This window comes from Nesterenkonia muleiensis (assembly GCF_003600155.1).
Classification (GTDB): domain Bacteria; phylum Actinomycetota; class Actinomycetes; order Actinomycetales; family Micrococcaceae; genus Nesterenkonia; species Nesterenkonia muleiensis.
Window position 1 is genome coordinate 177,305 of sequence record NZ_QWLD01000003.1, and the last position, 15,694, is coordinate 192,998.

Genomic DNA, 15,694 nt, shown 5'->3' on the forward strand with positions numbered 1-15,694 from the left:
GTCTACGCCGAGGAGCAAATAGTGGCAATTGAAGCCGAGAAGGTCATCCCCCAGCCGGTCGAGAAGATCGTTGAGGCCTACAGCGCTGAGGCCTTCCATGAGCATCTGGCTGCCAAGGTCGGTTCCGAGCTGAAGAGCTTTGAGGTCACCCGGTCAAATGATGGGTCATTGGTGATCAGCTCAGTGCAGGTCATGGGTGCTGAGAAGCTGCCCGAGCTGGCCCGGAAGGTCATCAAAGGCACCGTCACCGTCAATATCACCGACACGTGGGGCGCCCCGGACGCTGGAGGTTCGCGCCGCTCGGACACCCTGATCAATGTCAACGGCGCACCGGTCAAGGCATTGGCTTCGCAGAACCTCCACGCCCGCACAGACTCAGAGACGCTGGCCACCATCCGCGGCGAGGTGGATGTCAAGGTTCCGCTGATCGGCAACAAGCTCAAGGCCCAGGCTGAGCCCTACATGGCCAGGTTCGTGGAGCTGCAGGCCAAAGAGGTGCACAAGTTCATCACCTCCCAGGGCTGACCCGCCAAGACTCTCCCGCCTCAGGGCCTGCCCGGCCGTTCCTTCCTTCCTTCCACATCGAAACTCCCCAGCTGCATAGCGTGGGGACTTCTCAATGCGCGGAGAAGGAGAGCATATGAGGCGGGCACAGAGCCCTGACTGCGCCGGTGCAGAGACAGGGCCAGCAGCCCCTGGGCAACCTCTACGCGTCAGTGGAAGCGGTTCTGCGCGGTGGTCAGTCCCTCCAACAGGACTGATTCGACGGCGTCGGCGGCACGGTCGATGACTCCTGGGAGTTCCTTCTGCTCCTCTGCGGAGAACTTCTGCAGCACGTGGGCCGAAGTGTCCATTTGCCCGGGAGGCCGGCCGACCCCCACCCGCAAGCGGAGGTAGTCACGGTTGCCGTCCAGGTGCTCGCTGATGGACTTCAATCCGTTGTGGCCGCCTTCCGATCCGCCGCGCTTGAGTTTGAGCCGGCCGAAGTCCAGGTCAACCTCATCGTGGACCACCAGCAGCGTCTCCGGCGGGACATTGAAGTAGTCCATGACTTTGCGAATGGGCTTGCCGGAGACGTTCATGTACCCCTCGGAGATCGCGAAGATCGCCTTGGGACCGCCCTCCCCCAGCCTGGCGCCGACCGCTTTGGCTCCGACTTTGGTGCGAGTGTAACTCGCCCCCATCCGGTCCAACAGCTCGTCGAGGACCATCTGGCCAATATTGTGCCGGGTATGTTGATAGCGGGCCCCGGGATTCCCGAGACCCGCTATCAGCCATGCGTTGTCTGCCATGGGGACCAGTCTACTGATCCTCGGTGGACCTACTCGCTGCCGTCGCCCTCAGACTCTTCGTCTTCTGCGGCCTCGCCCTCGGTCGCTTCGCCCTCTGCGGCCTCGTCCTCTTCAGACTCCAGCGGCTGCTCCTGCGGCTCGTAGATGGATACGACCGGGGACTCCAGGTCGGTCAGGGCCAGCTCGGTGCCTTCAGGCAGGATGATGTGCTCGGGCAGAGCGTTCTCGTCGCGGCCTTCGATGTCCACCGAGACCGAATCGGGAAGGTTCAGCGCATCGGCCTCCACCGGCACGGTGGGCTGGTCCAGCATGTACTCGAAGCCCTCAGCGGGCTCACCAGTGACCTCGACGGGCACGTCCACCACGATCTTCTCACCCTTGCGCACGGCCAGCAGGTCCAGGTGCACAATGAAGGGCTTGATCGGGTCGCGCTGGATGTCCTTGGGCACCACCAGCTGCTCATCGCCCTCGATGTCCAGGGTGATCAGCGCGTTGGGGTTGCGCACGGCCAGCGAGGTCTGGTGGCCGGGCAGCAGCACGTGGCGAGGGTCATCACCGTGGCCGTAGATGACCGCGGGGATCAGATCAGCGCGGCGGGCGCGGCGGGCCGATCCCTTGCCGAACTCGGTGCGGGTCTCAGCAGAGATCAGAATCTTGTCAGCCATTGGGTTCCTTCTTCAGTAGGTGGTTTTCGCCAAGCTGATCAGAAGGAGAGAAGAACGACGACGCCGGATCCGGCCGTCAGAAACAGCTCCCTGTCGATCACGGGGCTGACATCAGATCAGATGCAAGCCCCCTCGCCTGGGCACAGCTAGCCACTATACCGCACTATCCTGGCGGTGGGCGAAGTCTTGGGCGTAGTAGAGGAACCATTCGAGGGTGCCGGGGTCGGCGGCGGCTTCACGGTCGACGGTGGCGGGATCCTTGCCCTGGAAGACCTTCTTGATCGGCACCTCCATCAGTTTGCCGGTGCGAGTGCGCGGCAGGTCGGGGGCCTGGACGATGGCGTCCGGGACGTAGCGGGGTGAAAGCTCAGTGCGGATGCGTTGGATGATGGCCGCTTGGAGCTGTTCGTCCAGGGTGCGGTCGGGCTGTGGGAGCACGAACAGCGGCATGTAGTAGCCCCCGTCTGCGAGTTCCACGCCCAGCACCATCGAAGCCTGGACCCCCGGGGTCTCGTCGACTACCTGGCAGATATCGGCTGAGCCCATCCGGATGCCGCCACGGTTGATGGTGGAGTCCGAGCGGCCATGGATGATCAGTGACCCGCCCGGAAGCTGGGTGGCCCAGTCACCATGGCACCAGACGCCTTCAAAGACGTCGAAGTAGGCCTCCTTGAACCTGACCAGCTCCGGGTCATTCCACAGGTACAGCGGCATCGAGGGCAGCGGCTTGGTGATCACCAGCTCCCCCACCTCTCCGGCGACCGGCTCCCCAGCCTCATTGAAGGTATCCGCGGCGACTCCCAAATAGGGGCCCATTAGCTCACCCCGGTAGACCGGGTCGAAGGGGTTGGACCCCACAAAGGCGGAGGCCACATCAGTACCCCCGGACTCCGAGCCCAGACGGAAATCAGGATGGACCTCCCGGTACATCCATTCCCAGCCGGCATCGGGCAGTGGGGAGCCCGAGCAGAAGACAAACCGCAGAGCAGAGAGGTCGTGGCGCTGGCCCGGGGAGAGCCCGGACTTCTGGATCATGGTCAGCACCGCAGCACCGGTCCCGAAGTAGCTGACCCCCTCCTGGGCGCAGATCGCCAGCTGCTTATCCGGGGCACCGTAGGCCGGGGCACCGTCGTAGGTGATCACCGTGGCTCCGCAGAACATGGCATCGACCATGATGTTCCACATCACCCAGGTGGTGGCCGCAGTGAAATAGACCCGGTCCCCCGGTCGGACATCGTACTGCAGCCCGTTGGCGCGCAGTGACTCCAGCACCACTCCTCCGTGAGAATGCACAATGCCTTTGGGTTTGCCCGTAGTGCCTGAGGAGTAGAGCACCCACAGCGGATGGCTGAACTCCACCCGAGTGAACTCAGGCAGCTGCGGGATGGCGACGATCTCTGTGAACCGGTGCGAAGGCACTCTGATCTCCGGCAGGGCTGCGGTCCTCGGGTTCTGCTCAACCAGGATGTGCTGCTGCACAGTGGGCAGAGCTTCCAGCAACTCGGGCAGCGCTGTGCCCTGATCATAGTACTTGCCGTTGAACTGGTAGCCGTCCACAGTGAGCAGCACTGTGGGCTCGATCTGTTCGAACCTGTCTCGAATGCCTTTGATACCGAAGTCCGTGCTGACCACGGACCAGACCGCGCCCACTGCCGCTGTGGCCAGCAGAGCCACCACAGTCTGCGGAATATTCGGCATCACCGCACAGACCCGGTCCCCGGGCCGGACTCCGAGACTGTGCAGCTTGGCTGATAGGGCGCCCACCTGCCCGACCAGCTGGTTCCAAGTCAGCGATTCGCGATGGCCCTCCTCGTGCAGGCCCACCAGGGCTTCCTCATCACCATGTTCGGCGGCGAAGCGCAGGAGGTTCTCAGCATAGTTGAGGTCAGCACCCGGATACCAGCGCACCCCGGGCATGGTCTCCCCGGCCCGCACTAGACCGGAACCGCGGTTCCCGATGACCTCGAAGTACTTCCACACCGCATCCCAGAACCGGTCGATGTCCTCAACCGACCAACGCCACAGCTCCTGATAGCTGGAGGCCCGCACATCATGCCGCTGCGCCACCCACTCCCGGAATCGCCACAGCTCGGAGCCCTCAGCCTGCTCCACCGAGGGCTGCCACAGCTTCACCCGCTCGGCCACTGCACTGCCTTTCGCCCATGATGTCAATCACAGGCTAGAGTACACTGGAAGAACCTTTAACTGTACGTCTCGCATATCTTAAGGATTGGTGGTTTTCCCGACCGCCCGGGAACTCTCAGCCAATGTCTGCGAGATCTCGTACAGATAGATTGCGGAGCCCACCTGGAGCGCACGGGGCATTCGGCTCCAACCTTCCCCTATGATACTGTCAACCCGTTGCAACCGTTGAGTCACCGTCTTCGGGTGAATTATTAATTCCTCTGCAGTTCGTTTGATATGCATATCGGAATCAAAATAAGCCTTCAATGTTCTCACTAAATCGGTTCTATGCTCGCTGTCATATCTAATAATTCCGCCGATCTCAGATTCAATAATACGATGAGGATCCTTTTCTCCTGAGCCAAGATGCAAGCCAATTAAACCGAATGATCGATTGTCAACAATACGACCATTAATATTTAATGATCGGGCAGCTGTAGCATAAACAGTTGCTTCTTCAATGAGGTGTGAGTAATGGAGGAATGAGCTACCTGGGCCAGCTTTTCCCGCATAGCCCCGACCGCCTTCCTGAAAGAATTCAGTGGCGATGGTATCCAATGTCTCATCGCTCGTCCACGAGGGAAGAAGCACGATCACACGGTCGCCCCGGTCTAGCATAAGCCCATGATGAGATCGGATATTTCTCATGACCTTGAGCCGGTACGGATTCCTCTGCTGAACCATAAGGGGGAGGATGACTAATGCAATGGCGCCCTCTGCTAAGCAACCCGCCCCTACTCGCTTTACTCGTTCTGGAAAGGACCGAAGAGCCCGACGAAGCATCACATCCTCGAGAAGCTCACCGCGCACCTGCTCGTGTGAGGCCGCCTGCGCTTCATCCCTGACCCGAGACCACGCCAGTACCAGTGCACCACGTTCGCATAGCTCATGCTCCCAGGGATGGAGCGGCTCGTCCCGACACACCATCAGAGAAGCGATCTGCTGACCGCCTGCGCCAATGGGTATAAAGACAGCTGACTCATCGGAGCAATCCGATTCCGAGTCCACCACCTTCACCATCGCGGAGAGGATAGTTCCTAGCCGTTGAGATATCTCCTCCACACCAGCCCCATCCAGGACAAGAACTGATAACTCGCGGTGAATCTCGGAGATGTACTTTGCTCGAGCGCGCTCCTCTTGCAGGGTGTCTGTCACTTCGGCCAAATGGTCATGCGCCCGGGAGAGCTTCTCCTTAGAGAGTGCCCGCGCAAACGCCGGGCCTGCGTGCATGGACAGGGCGCCGAGGATAGCTAGCTCTTTCTGAGTAAAGATGCGCAGCGACCTGGAAGCTACGAAGAGCACCCCAAGTATGTCGCCATCGACAATCATGGGCGCTGCGGCAATGGTGACAAACCCTTCCCTGCGTACCACTTCGTCCACCGAGGGGTCGTGCTGGATGTTCTTGTCTCTCCAATAGTCCGCCGTTGCGTATGGCCGGCCGGTTGCCATGACTTTTCCCCCGACGCCCATCCCATGGGAGAACTGGACAGCGGAGAATTGCACCTCAGCATCTCCTACGCTCGTTCGCGTGTAACTGATACCAGAAACGTCATCAAAGATGCTGATGTAGGAAACCTCACAGGAAAACGTCCGCCGAACCTGCTCACAGATGAACCGAAGCACGTCCTCAGGGTCGTCGAGCTTCGAGAGCTCCGTGACTGTATCGTAAAGAAGCTGCCGGTCGGTAGCCTGGGCTCTCAGTGCTTCCCATTTGGTCTGGAGCGTACGCAGTAAGTGATGAGTCCTGTCACTGGCGTCGGATTCGACCAAGGCAGAGGTAGCTTCATGCACAGCCTGGTGATCGCCCTGCACGAGACTCTCCACGAGTGTGAGCCACTGCTCATGCATCCCTAGGATGCCCTCTCCTCTCTACCGCGCCACCCAGGCCAGGCTCGAACCTGTCAGTGCTTGCTCGTCGAACTCCGCCTTGACAGTGATACCGCATTCAATGTCTTCAGCATGACCGAGAAAACGCCCTGGAAGCCGTACTGGACCCACATCAACAACAACGACTCCACAGGGAAGCTTGTCCGTATAGTATTCGCTAAAAGCCCTGTACATCACTGTATAGGTGTATACCGTGCCGTGGTCGGGGACCTCCTCCCACTTGAATTCAGTACTCTGGCATTCACGACAGAATGGCCGCGGGGGCCACTGCCATGCTGCGCAGGAACAACATTTTCTTGCATACAGTTTTTTCTCCTTCATAGCTCGGAAGAAGCCGCCATAAAGTTCTCCCTCGGCCTCCCACGGCAGCGGATATTCAACACCTGCTGTTGTCTGCATTTCCTTTACTCCTAGAAGTCTCCTGTTAGCACTTGTCAATAAAAAGAAGCTCAGCGCCCCATCACCAGCACAGATCCGTCGCCGAAGTCTCCGTATCCGGTCACCAGCCCGAGCCCGGCACCGTGAACCTGCCGTTCACCGGCTTCACCGCGAAGCTGCCGAACTGCCTCTACAACATGATTCATGCCAGCTACATGTGCCTCAGAGAGGAGGCCGCCATGGGTGTTTAGCGGCAGATCCCCACCAAGCTCTATTCGCCCATTGGCAACAAAGTCACTGGACTCCCCGCGCTGGCAGAACCCAAGCTCTTCTAGCTGGCGCAGAACGATGAAAGTGAAACAGTCATAGATCTGTGCAAAGTCAAAGTCATCTGGCTTCACTCCCGCCAGTTCCAAGGCACGAGGTCCGGCCTTGGTGATGCCCATATTCAACACGTCCGGGCGGGCCAGAATGTCATCGGGAGCATCCGCATGGCCCTCTGATCCGCTCAGAATAGAGACCCCGCGAGAGCTCTCAGAGTCTACTGCGGCCGCAGAGACAATGACAGCGGCTGCTCCGTCTGTCTCCAACGAGATGTCGAAGAGCCGAAAAGGTTTGACCAAGTACTTGGAAGCTTGGTAATCATCCGAGGTCAGGGTCCTGCCGCCCATATACGCATTGGGATTTAGGTTCGCATGTTTACGAGTGGCCAGCGCCACAGTTTCCATACCTTTTGGATCTGCCTCATATTCGTAGAACCAGCGGTTAGCATGAAAGCTGTACCACTGCATCGGCGCAAACAACCCCAATGGATACTCGATGTTCTGCCGAATCTCCTTACCAGGCATATTCGTCACGTTGGAGGATTCTTGAGCGCCGGAGCTGAGTCGGACAGGGGTGGAGTATGCATTCCATCCGGTGGCCACCAGCACCCGCGTAGCCACCCCAGTGGTGACGGCCATTGCCGCTTGGAGAACAGCTGCCGCTGGAGAGGCCCCGCCAATGTGAACATGGGCGTGGTACTTGAGGTCTTCGATGCCGAAGGTGTTAACCACATCTTCATTGGTGGGCGAATCCTTCCATGCCATCACTACCCCGTCGATAGCTTTGGGCTCTATCCCAGCATCTGCGCAAGCAGTCAAGGAAGCATCCAGAATTTGATCACGTTCGGAGCGGTCGGTGCCGCGAGTGTAGGCAGTCTCCCCGACCCCAGTGATCTGGGCTTTCAGCTGAGTCATTCTTCATGTCCTTTCTCTGCCGTCGCGCCGCTGATGAGGAACGGCAGACGAACTCTTCGGATTGTTCTCTCTCCCTCAGAAATTTCTTCAATGGTGGTACGATGACGAGTGAAATGACTGTCTTCCACACATTCGAAGGGCGTGTTGACCGGGGCCCAGGGAAGCTTTCGCTTCTGAGCTTCGATGAACATCCAACCGGAATCGTTGAGGGAGGCGAATCTGCGAATAGCATCAACGACGTCGAACATATGCAGTTCTCGTGTCTGGCTTCGTTGATACTTCTCGTCGTCGAGCCCATGGTCAAAACCCTCAGACTCCATCCACTCCTTCAACGCAGCAAAACGTCGATCGTCGATGTAGAGAGGCAGTGCCAACAGATGCTTGCCGTCTCCGCAGGGGTGCTGCCATCGAGGTGTCTGGCGTGGCATAGCATGACGCCCGGTGTGTCGGATGACCTCCTGACCGGTGTAGTCCCAGTAGGGAATGGCCATCTCAGTAGAGACTGCCAAGGCATGCTGCGCTGAGATGTCCAAAACCCGTCCGGAGGCTCTCGGCTGCTGCCCCTGCTGGAGTAGAGCCCCCAAGATAGCGATCGCGGCAATCATCCCCGTGACGTGATTGACCTGACCACCGGTCGCGGCAACAGGCAGACCGGCTTCCACACCGTCGTCGTAGCCGCAGGAGCCCATGAAACCTCCTGCGGCCAGCAAAGTGAGATCTGAAGCCGGACGGCCAGCCCACGGACCGTTCAGGCCATAGGGTGTGATGTGACATATCAAAACCTCGGGGTTCTTCTCCCGGAGCGCTGTGGCCTGTTGCGCACTTAGCACAGGAACCGAGGAGCCTCCTTCACATGCATTAATGACCACCTCGTGCTGAGACAGCAACTCGATGAGCGCAGTTGATTCTTCAACAGTTGTCCTCGTCTCGGCTCCAGCGGTGTAATGGGCCTGCCGTATTGCGCTATGGGCCTCCTCGGTGCGGCTATCAGTGCTCGGCTTCTCAGGCTGTACTGTGACAATCCGGGCTCCTAGGTCACCAAGGATGCGCACTGTGAACTCACTCAGATTTCCTCCGAGATGTGCTACTGAGATGCCCTTGAGGACCTCTGCTAAAGGATGCTGATGACTCACCACAACGACCTCTCAATCTTCATCTCACGGGGAACTCCTTCAGGCCAGAGAATGCCATGTGACTCAAGATGATCGATCTTCTCCTGGCTATAACCGAGCACTTCTCTGAGGACGGTACTGGTATCGGCCCCGAGGAGCGGAAACTGTGATTTCAGCTGCCATTCATCCTGTCCGTCAGCGGCAAGCACCGGAAGTGCCTGCACGCGGAAGTCGCCCAATGCCGGGTGCTCTGTGTTCTGCAGCAGTCCACGTTCAGCCAGTTGCGGATCGTTCTCCACTCTGTCCATACCTGCTTGCACCGGAGCTGCCGGCACTCCCGCCGTAGCAAGCAGTTCTGTAGCCTCATATTTCTCATACTCCAGGAAATACTCAGAGAGGGAGCTCTCAATCGCCTCAACCTGTTCGTGCAAAGCAGAGAAAGCCAGCTCCGCGTACTCGTCCAATGCCGGCGTAAGAGCCTTGAGCAGACCTTCCCACTGCTCCGGAGTCTCCACGGTGAGCGCTACCCAGTCGTTGTCCCCCTGACCTTTGGTGCGGAAAACATTGCTCAGTGGCGCACGATCACCCCGATACCCCACATCCCGTCCATAGGGATCAACGGAACGATTGCCCTCTGGGAAAGTCTCCGGTGGGGCTGCTCCAGTCGTGAGGTACTCGGTAAGAGCCGGCCCGATCAGCGAAAGCCCGGTTTCGACCTGGGAAAGGTCGAGCCTCGTGCCTTCACCGGTGCTCTGAGCACGCTTGAGCGCTCCCAGCACTCCGATCGCGCCCATATAGCCGGCTGTCACATCGAGGTATGAATAGCCCCAACCTGCTGGATCGCGTCCCGGCACACCCGAGATGGCTGTCATGCCGCTCATAGCTTGGGCGGTGGGGCCCCATGTGTTCTTCGGAGCATGCGGCCCGTTGTGACCGAATCCCGAAATGCTGGCGTAAACGATCGATGGGTTGAGTTCCTTCATCACCTTGAAAGACAGTCCCCAGCTCTTCATCACAGAGGACGAGAACGACTCAGTCACCACATCTACTTCACGGATCAGGTCCTTGATGACTTCTAGCCCCTCATCCGATTTCACGTTGATCGTGACCGATTCTTTGCCGACATTGAGGTTTGAGAAGAATGCTCCGTTGTTGTAGGTCATCTCCTTGGTGTCCTTGTGAAACATTGCCGTACGCATAGGATCTGGACCCTTGGGCCATTCAATTTTGATAATCCGTGCCCCCAGCCCTCCCAGATACCTGGTCATCGTGGGTCCTGCCACACTCCAGGTGAAATCGAGGACAGTTACTCCCTGCAGCGGTAACCCGGTCAGTTCAAAATGTTCGGAATGCTCAGCACTCATGACACCACCACATTAGGCTCGCCTTCAGAATGTTCTTCTTGCAGTTTCAAAATCCCGGAGATACTGGCGATATATGCGTACATCACACCTCCGACAACGCTGTAGAAGGGCCATCCGAACAAGAACAGCACAGCAGTACTGGCGGGAAGGCCAGCGAGCCATTGGTCAGTGTTATCTAGCGTCAGCAAGGCAATCAGCCACAAGGCCACCGAGATGACGTTGAAGGTATGCAGCGCCCCCATGATGGTTCTTCTGCGTGTGGTATCGGGAATGTCGCTGACCGAGAGGTAAAGAAGCACCGCAATAATCGCCGGCAGCGCTAGGAAAATCAGGAACGGAATGTTGGCCATCATCCCGATGAATCCCAGGATCATGACGATAGTGAGCGAATAGACCAACGCGTCGATCCGCCGGTGAGTGGCGACTGAGACACTCATTGGTCCTCCTTCTGAGTGGTTGAGCGGCTTGTACGATCAGCTCCAGCGCTGGGTATGTGCTCAGCAATAGCAGCAGCGGAAGCCGAGACAGGGGCGGGAGTGCGGTAAAGGTTCTCGTACTTCTCCTGATCCGCCGCGCTTTGCGTGAGAAGAGAGACCACCACATAGAGGACGACGCCGGAAACTATCACACTGAACCCCGGAAAGAACTGAGCTGGAGGCTGCCACCAGTCGAATATTCGGGGAGCCACAGTGATAAAGACATTCAGCCCGAGACTGCCAATGATGGCGGCCAATGCCCCGGTACTGGTTCCTTTGCGCCAGTAGAGACCCAACACGATTGGGCCCATAATGGCTCCAGCAAAAGCTGCCCACCCGATGGCACCGAGAAGATAGATGATCTGATCCAAGAAGAGCGCCACGGCCACGGCGGCAAAAGTGACTACAGCGCTTGCGATGCGGTTCCAGGTCAGTTCACGCTTCAAGGTGATACCGAGCCCACCCATAAGATCCCGAGTCGCAGCGCTTGCACCAATAGTAATGAAGCTACTTGCACTAGACATAATTGCCGCCAGCAACGCAGTCAAGGCAAAGGCCGCCAGCAGCGGCGTGGTGAACTCCACCAGGAAGAGCGGCGCCGTGTTATCCGGATCGCTGTATTCTTCCACCCCACCAATCTCTATTTGATTCCGGGCAGCAAGGCCGACGCCCAGGGAGAACAGTGTAGTAATACCGTAGCCAATCGCCGCCACTGTCGCACCCCACTTGAGCTCCCGCGGGGACCTGAGCATCAGGAACTTATGCACCAGCTGGGGCTGCCCTATCATTCCCACACCGATCATGATCGTGTTAGCCACGACCCACACTGCAGGTTGCACCCCGTCCAGAGCAATAAAATCACTATCCGCTTGCCAGAGAGTGTCGATCGTAGCGTTCCAGCCCCCACCAAGGTTCATGGCTACGAAGAAGACCACGATCGACATCGCGATCATGATCAGTCCCTGAATGAGATCGGTCCAGATAGCAGCGAGCATTCCGCCGGCTACCGTATAGGCGGCAACGATCCCTGCCCCGATGACTAAGGAAAGCTCGAAAGGCAGGCCAAGCAGGAGCATAGTGATAAATCCTGCGGCAACCACCTGAGCCGTCATGTAGCCGATGGAGCCGATGATCATGGCAATGGCCATCCAGAGCTGTGCAGATTTCTTCTGGTAGCGCACCCGAACCAGGTCCGGCACACTGTAAGCCTGGTGCCGGTGGGCAATTACTCGCAGTTTCCCTCCGAGCAGAAACCACGTCAGGGCAAAGCCAAAAGGAGCTAGGAAAGCACCGGCGAGAATGGCGCCGATACCCCATGTAGACGTCGAACCAGCCATCCCCATCATCCCCCATCCACTTTGGATGGAGGAGAAGGAGGCAATGGCCATCACGAAGAACCCCAGTGATTGGCCAGCAACTAGAAATTCCTTGGAGGATTTCATGCGTTTGTTGGCCCAATATCCGATCCCAAGCATTAACCCGAGATAGATCACCGCAATAGTGATGATCATAATCTGAGCGTCCATCATCGACACCCCGAATCTGTTGCTGTGTGCAATAAGGCTTGACGGTGTATCACCGGCACCTCCTCAGACATGTACATAGTGGACAAGGGGACGAGTTTCCTTCTCCACCATGGTCACCGTAATGTGCGTCACATTCATATAGCTCGCAGTGCTATAAAACCTTGATGTGAATATCTGAACTAGATATCCCCTCTGTGACCACGAGCACGTAGCCTTTACGGCATCGAGACTCAGTAGTTTGATTGTCCACATTGAAACTCAGTCGATACATGAAGAGGTGCTGTGATGAGAGAAGTGGTTATTGTGTCTGCCCAGCGAAGCCCAGTCGGACGGCGCAAGGGCGCACTGTCGGGCCTTCATCCAGCAGACTTGGCCGCCCAGGTGCTCAACGGCCTGATGGACAGCGTGGGCTTGGCCCCGAGCGTGGTGGACGATGTGATCTTCGGCTGTGTGACCCAGGCTGGAGAGCAGACCGGGAACATTGCCCGTACTGCTGTGCTGGCAGCGGGATGGCCCATTGAGGTCCCCGGGGTGACCGTGGACAGGCAGTGCGGCTCGTCCCAGCAGGCGATCAGCTTCGCCGCTGCTGTGATCGCCTCCGGACAGGCTGAAGTGGTGATCGCCGGTGGCGTGGAGTCCATGACACGCAACCCTCTGGGCTCATCCGCTCAGGATAAGGATCCGTTGGGCTCCCAGTTCCGCGAGCGCTTCGGTGTAGCTCCACATCAGGGCATCGGTGCGGAGATGATCGCTGAACAGTGGGGGTTCTCCCGTACTGCGCTGGATGAGTACTCACTGCGCTCACATTCCCGAGCCGCTGAAGCCTGGGATTCCGGACAGATCGGTGAGCAGATTGTGCCGATCACCCTGCCAGATGGAAGCCAATTCACACGGGATGAGGGGATCCGAGCTGGTGGAACCTTGGAGAAGCTCTCACTTTTGGATCCGGCATTCAAGGAAGACGGGGTGATCACTGCTGGGAACTCCTCGCAGATCTCTGACGGGGCGGCCTCGCTGCTGCTGATGTCGGAGCAAAAGGCGGCAGAGCTCGGTGTGAGACCGCTGGCCAGAGTACACACTTCAGTGGTGTCTGGCAGTGATCCAGTCATTATGCTCACCGGCCCCATTCCCGCCACCAAGAAGGTCCTCTCCCGCGCCGGCCTCTCCCTGGAGAGGATCGGAACCTTTGAGGTCAACGAGGCCTTTGCCCCGGTGGTCCTGGCCTGGCAGAAGGAGACCGGAGCCGATTGGGACATGGTGAACCCGCACGGCGGGGCGATCGCCCTAGGCCACCCCCTAGGCGCATCAGGTGCCCGGCTGATGACCGACATGCTGCACCGAATGCGCACCAAGAACATTGAGTACGGCCTGCAGACCATGTGCGAGGGCGGCGGGCAGGCCAACGCCACCATCATCCAACTCAGCGAATGACCTGGGCAGCACCACAGGCTCGGCAGATTCCCGAGGTTGTCTTCGAACGACTCCGGGAATCGGAGGACACGCTGATGACCGACGTGGTCTGTCACGTGCGCACCACGTATCAGACCTACTCCCTGGTGACTGATCAGGAGCTGCGATCCTCATTTCGGCAGAACCTGGATATCTCGATTCAAACCGTTCGAAGGGCGGCCCCGCCGGAGGCTGCCACCCTGGAACGCTATGCTCAGATTTCACGCAGTCGATTCGAAAAAGGTGTCCTAGTCGATGAGCTCATTCGAGCTTTCCGGTGGAGCATTGGAGTGATCGCGGATCAGCTGACTGTTATTCTCAAAGATCTGGGCGTCTCCGCGGAGTCAGGGGTGCACGCCTATCGACTGATCTGGCGAGCCAGTGACGACTACACCTCTCAGCTGGTCAGTGAGTACCGGCGTCACCAGATCCGGCTGGATTCGCAGAACCGTGAGATGAAGGCAGATATCCTCAGCCGCCTACAGTCCGGAACTGTGGATAAGGAGACGCTCCGGGTGCTCAGCTCTCGGTTCAACCTCTTGCAGGAGCAGTCGGTGTGTGCGTTTCGGGCCAAACCCACCGACTCCGCCTTAGACGTCCTGGATGTGATGGTCCAGGCAGACACTGCCCTGGTAAGAAGTCGTGGGTTCGCCGCGATCAAGGGAGACCACGTCGTCGGAGTCTGTACTGACCCGATCTCGATCAGCGGCCCAGTGGCCATCCCACACCTCGCTCACCGAGTTGCCGACCTCGTTCGCCAGTGCCAAGGCGGTGCTGTCTACCTCCATGGGCCAGGAGCCAGGCAACTACAGCCTTGAGGATGTCACCTGGCGCGCTGTTGTCGATCCAGCTGATCCTCTGATGCCGCATCTGGCCCGGATATTCCTGGAGCCGCTGATGGATCGGGTGAGCGATCCCCAGATTCTGCTCCACACAGTCCAGGCATATCTGGAGGCCGACCGCTCATACAACCAGGCGGCCAAACACCTCCACTGTCATGCCAATACCGTGCGCTACCGAATCGGTAGGTTTCAGGAGCTTACCGGAGTCGATGTGGACTCAACGGAGGTGATGACCTCGCTGATGTGGTTCTTGGAGGCCCGAGCTCGCACAAGCTGACTAGACGCTATGCCGAGCCGTCGAACAGGGTGGTCACCGACCCGTCAGTGAAGACCTCCTTGATGGCGCGGGCCAGGATCGGGGCGATGGAGAGCACGGTGAGCTGCTCGAAGCGCTTCTCCGGTGGGATCGGCAGGGTGTTGGTCACCACCACCTCGCGCGCTCCGCAGTTGGACAGTTTCTCGGTGGCCGGCGGGGAGAGGATCGCATGGGTGGCTGCGATGATCACTGAGGTGGCTCCGGCCTCCTTGAGGATGCTCACTGCCCCGGCGATGGTGCCTCCGGTGTCGATCATGTCGTCGATCAGCACACAGGTCCGGCCTTCGATCTCGCCGACCACCTGCTTGGACTCTGCCTTGTTCGGCTTGGTCAGGTCGCGGGTCTTGTGCACGAAGGCAAGGGGCACACCGCCGAGCCGGTCGGCCCACCGTTCGGCCACTCGCACGCGTCCGGTGTCAGGGGAGACCACGGTGACCTCCTCCCCTGCCACCTGCTCGCGGATGTAGTCAGCCAGCAGCGGAATGCCGAAGAGGTGGTCCACCGGACCGTCGAAGAACCCCTGGATCTGGTCGGTGTGCAGGTCCACACTCATGATCCTGTCCGCGCCGGAGGCCTTGTACAGATCTGCCACCAGGCGGGCGGAGATGGGTTCGCGGCCGCGGCCCTTCTTATCCTGGCGCGAGTAGGGGTAGAAGGGGCTGACCACAGTGATCCGCTTAGCAGAGGCCCGCTTCATGGAGTCGATCATCAGCAGCTGCTCCATGAGCCAGTTGTTCAGCGGTGCGGGATGCGACTGCAGCAGAAACACGTCCTTACCGCGCACCGATTCGGAGGAACGGACATAGATTTCCCCGTTGGCGAAGTCATAGGCGCTCATCGGCAGCAGCTCGGTGCCGATCTCGGTGACGATCTCCTGCGCCAGCTCCGGGTGGGCCCGCCCGGAGGCGATAACCATGGTCTTCTCGGTGCTCTGCCTGATTTCGTCCATGCGGCGTGTGTCCCTG

The 15,694-nt window shown here is 58.9% G+C and carries 15 protein-coding genes; 4 read left to right on the forward strand and 11 right to left on the reverse strand.

Going from position 1 to position 15,694, the window contains the following annotated elements:
* Positions 1-21 precede the first annotated feature (21 nt).
* Positions 22-525, forward strand: a complete 504-nt coding sequence (locus DVO78_RS01100) for a DUF2505 domain-containing protein (RefSeq protein WP_157983793.1) — start codon at positions 22-24, stop codon at positions 523-525.
* 188 nt (positions 526-713) lie between these two features.
* Here DVO78_RS01100 and pth read toward each other — a convergent pair whose 3' ends face one another.
* The 10 genes from pth to DVO78_RS01150 all read right to left on the reverse strand — a co-directional run bounded on the left by pth (position 714) and on the right by DVO78_RS01150 (position 12,107).
* The gene (gene pth, locus DVO78_RS01105) at positions 714-1,292 is read right to left on the reverse strand and encodes an aminoacyl-tRNA hydrolase (protein ID WP_120002960.1); all 579 of its coding nucleotides are present in this window, start codon (positions 1,290-1,292) and stop codon (positions 714-716) included.
* A gap of 29 nt (positions 1,293-1,321) precedes the next feature.
* The gene (locus DVO78_RS01110) at positions 1,322-1,957 is read right to left on the reverse strand and encodes a 50S ribosomal protein L25/general stress protein Ctc (RefSeq protein WP_120002961.1); all 636 of its coding nucleotides are present in this window, start codon (positions 1,955-1,957) and stop codon (positions 1,322-1,324) included.
* Positions 1,958-2,110: 153 nt separating this feature from the next.
* Complete coding sequence (locus DVO78_RS01115; RefSeq protein ID WP_120002962.1) at positions 2,111-4,102, reverse strand: acetoacetate--CoA ligase; 1,992 nt, start codon at positions 4,100-4,102, stop codon at positions 2,111-2,113.
* Positions 4,103-4,180: 78 nt separating this feature from the next.
* The gene (locus DVO78_RS01120) at positions 4,181-5,989 is read right to left on the reverse strand and encodes a helix-turn-helix domain-containing protein (RefSeq protein ID WP_120002963.1); all 1,809 of its coding nucleotides are present in this window, start codon (positions 5,987-5,989) and stop codon (positions 4,181-4,183) included.
* A gap of 21 nt (positions 5,990-6,010) precedes the next feature.
* Positions 6,011-6,427: a Zn-ribbon domain-containing OB-fold protein gene (locus DVO78_RS01125; protein WP_120002964.1), complete on the reverse strand. Its 417-nt coding sequence runs from the start codon at positions 6,425-6,427 to the stop codon at positions 6,011-6,013.
* A 50-nt stretch (positions 6,428-6,477) separates the two neighbouring features.
* Positions 6,478-7,644: a thiolase C-terminal domain-containing protein gene (locus DVO78_RS01130; RefSeq protein WP_120002965.1), complete on the reverse strand. Its 1,167-nt coding sequence runs from the start codon at positions 7,642-7,644 to the stop codon at positions 6,478-6,480.
* Positions 7,641-8,780, reverse strand: coding sequence for a CoA transferase (locus DVO78_RS01135; RefSeq protein WP_120002966.1), 1,140 nt, complete (start codon positions 8,778-8,780; stop codon positions 7,641-7,643). The genes DVO78_RS01130 and DVO78_RS01135 overlap by 4 nt, the downstream gene beginning before the upstream one ends.
* On the reverse strand, positions 8,774-10,120 hold the full coding sequence (locus tag DVO78_RS01140; RefSeq protein WP_120002967.1) for a CaiB/BaiF CoA transferase family protein: 1,347 nt from the start codon (positions 10,118-10,120) through the stop codon (positions 8,774-8,776). Before DVO78_RS01140 ends, DVO78_RS01135 begins: the two co-directional genes overlap by 7 nt.
* Positions 10,117-10,557, reverse strand: a complete 441-nt coding sequence (locus DVO78_RS01145) for a hypothetical protein (RefSeq protein ID WP_120002968.1) — start codon at positions 10,555-10,557, stop codon at positions 10,117-10,119. The genes DVO78_RS01140 and DVO78_RS01145 overlap by 4 nt, the downstream gene beginning before the upstream one ends.
* The gene (locus DVO78_RS01150) at positions 10,554-12,107 is read right to left on the reverse strand and encodes a sodium:solute symporter family transporter (RefSeq protein WP_157983795.1); all 1,554 of its coding nucleotides are present in this window, start codon (positions 12,105-12,107) and stop codon (positions 10,554-10,556) included. Before DVO78_RS01150 ends, DVO78_RS01145 begins: the two co-directional genes overlap by 4 nt.
* Positions 12,108-12,407: 300 nt before the next feature.
* Here DVO78_RS01150 and DVO78_RS01155 point away from each other — a divergent pair, with 300 nt between their 5' ends.
* From DVO78_RS01155 to DVO78_RS01165, 3 genes are read left to right on the forward strand one after another with little or no spacing between them, the layout of a single operon-like run.
* Positions 12,408-13,553 carry a thiolase family protein gene (locus DVO78_RS01155; protein ID WP_120002970.1) on the forward strand — a complete coding sequence of 382 codons (1,146 nt, stop codon included), beginning with the start codon at positions 12,408-12,410 and terminating at the stop codon, positions 13,551-13,553.
* Complete coding sequence (locus DVO78_RS01160; RefSeq protein WP_120002971.1) at positions 13,550-14,389, forward strand: RsbRD N-terminal domain-containing protein; 840 nt, start codon at positions 13,550-13,552, stop codon at positions 14,387-14,389. The genes DVO78_RS01155 and DVO78_RS01160 overlap by 4 nt, the downstream gene beginning before the upstream one ends.
* Complete coding sequence (locus DVO78_RS01165) at positions 14,358-14,690, forward strand: helix-turn-helix domain-containing protein (RefSeq protein ID WP_120002972.1); 333 nt, start codon at positions 14,358-14,360, stop codon at positions 14,688-14,690. The genes DVO78_RS01160 and DVO78_RS01165 overlap by 32 nt, the downstream gene beginning before the upstream one ends.
* Positions 14,691-14,697: 7 nt before the next feature.
* Here the strand turns inward: DVO78_RS01165 and DVO78_RS01170 are convergent, their stop codons facing one another.
* The gene (locus DVO78_RS01170; RefSeq protein WP_120002973.1) at positions 14,698-15,678 is read right to left on the reverse strand and encodes a ribose-phosphate diphosphokinase; all 981 of its coding nucleotides are present in this window, start codon (positions 15,676-15,678) and stop codon (positions 14,698-14,700) included.
* Between the last annotated feature and the right edge of the window lie 16 nt (positions 15,679-15,694).

What these genes read in the sequence shown, in the direction of transcription:
- DVO78_RS01120 (WP_120002963.1), bottom strand. Translation starts at nt 5,989, where the DNA reads ATGCATGAGCAGTGGCTCACACTCGTGGAGAGTCTCGTGCAGGGCGAT.
- DVO78_RS01165 (WP_120002972.1), top strand. Translation starts at nt 14,358, where the DNA reads ATGGGCCAGGAGCCAGGCAACTACAGCCTTGAGGATGTCACCTGGCGC.
- DVO78_RS01155 (WP_120002970.1), top strand. Translation starts at nt 12,408, where the DNA reads ATGAGAGAAGTGGTTATTGTGTCTGCCCAGCGAAGCCCAGTCGGACGG.
- DVO78_RS01145 (WP_120002968.1), bottom strand. Translation starts at nt 10,557, where the DNA reads ATGAGTGTCTCAGTCGCCACTCACCGGCGGATCGACGCGTTGGTCTAT.
- DVO78_RS01130 (WP_120002965.1), bottom strand. Translation starts at nt 7,644, where the DNA reads ATGACTCAGCTGAAAGCCCAGATCACTGGGGTCGGGGAGACTGCCTAC.
- DVO78_RS01110 (WP_120002961.1), bottom strand. Translation starts at nt 1,957, where the DNA reads ATGGCTGACAAGATTCTGATCTCTGCTGAGACCCGCACCGAGTTCGGC.
- DVO78_RS01140 (WP_120002967.1), bottom strand. Translation starts at nt 10,120, where the DNA reads ATGAGTGCTGAGCATTCCGAACATTTTGAACTGACCGGGTTACCGCTG.
- DVO78_RS01160 (WP_120002971.1), top strand. Translation starts at nt 13,550, where the DNA reads ATGACCTGGGCAGCACCACAGGCTCGGCAGATTCCCGAGGTTGTCTTC.
- DVO78_RS01125 (WP_120002964.1), bottom strand. Translation starts at nt 6,427, where the DNA reads ATGCAGACAACAGCAGGTGTTGAATATCCGCTGCCGTGGGAGGCCGAG.
- DVO78_RS01170 (WP_120002973.1), bottom strand. Translation starts at nt 15,678, where the DNA reads ATGGACGAAATCAGGCAGAGCACCGAGAAGACCATGGTTATCGCCTCC.
- DVO78_RS01150 (WP_157983795.1), bottom strand. Translation starts at nt 12,107, where the DNA reads ATGATCATCACTATTGCGGTGATCTATCTCGGGTTAATGCTTGGGATC.
- pth (WP_120002960.1), bottom strand. Translation starts at nt 1,292, where the DNA reads ATGGCAGACAACGCATGGCTGATAGCGGGTCTCGGGAATCCCGGGGCC.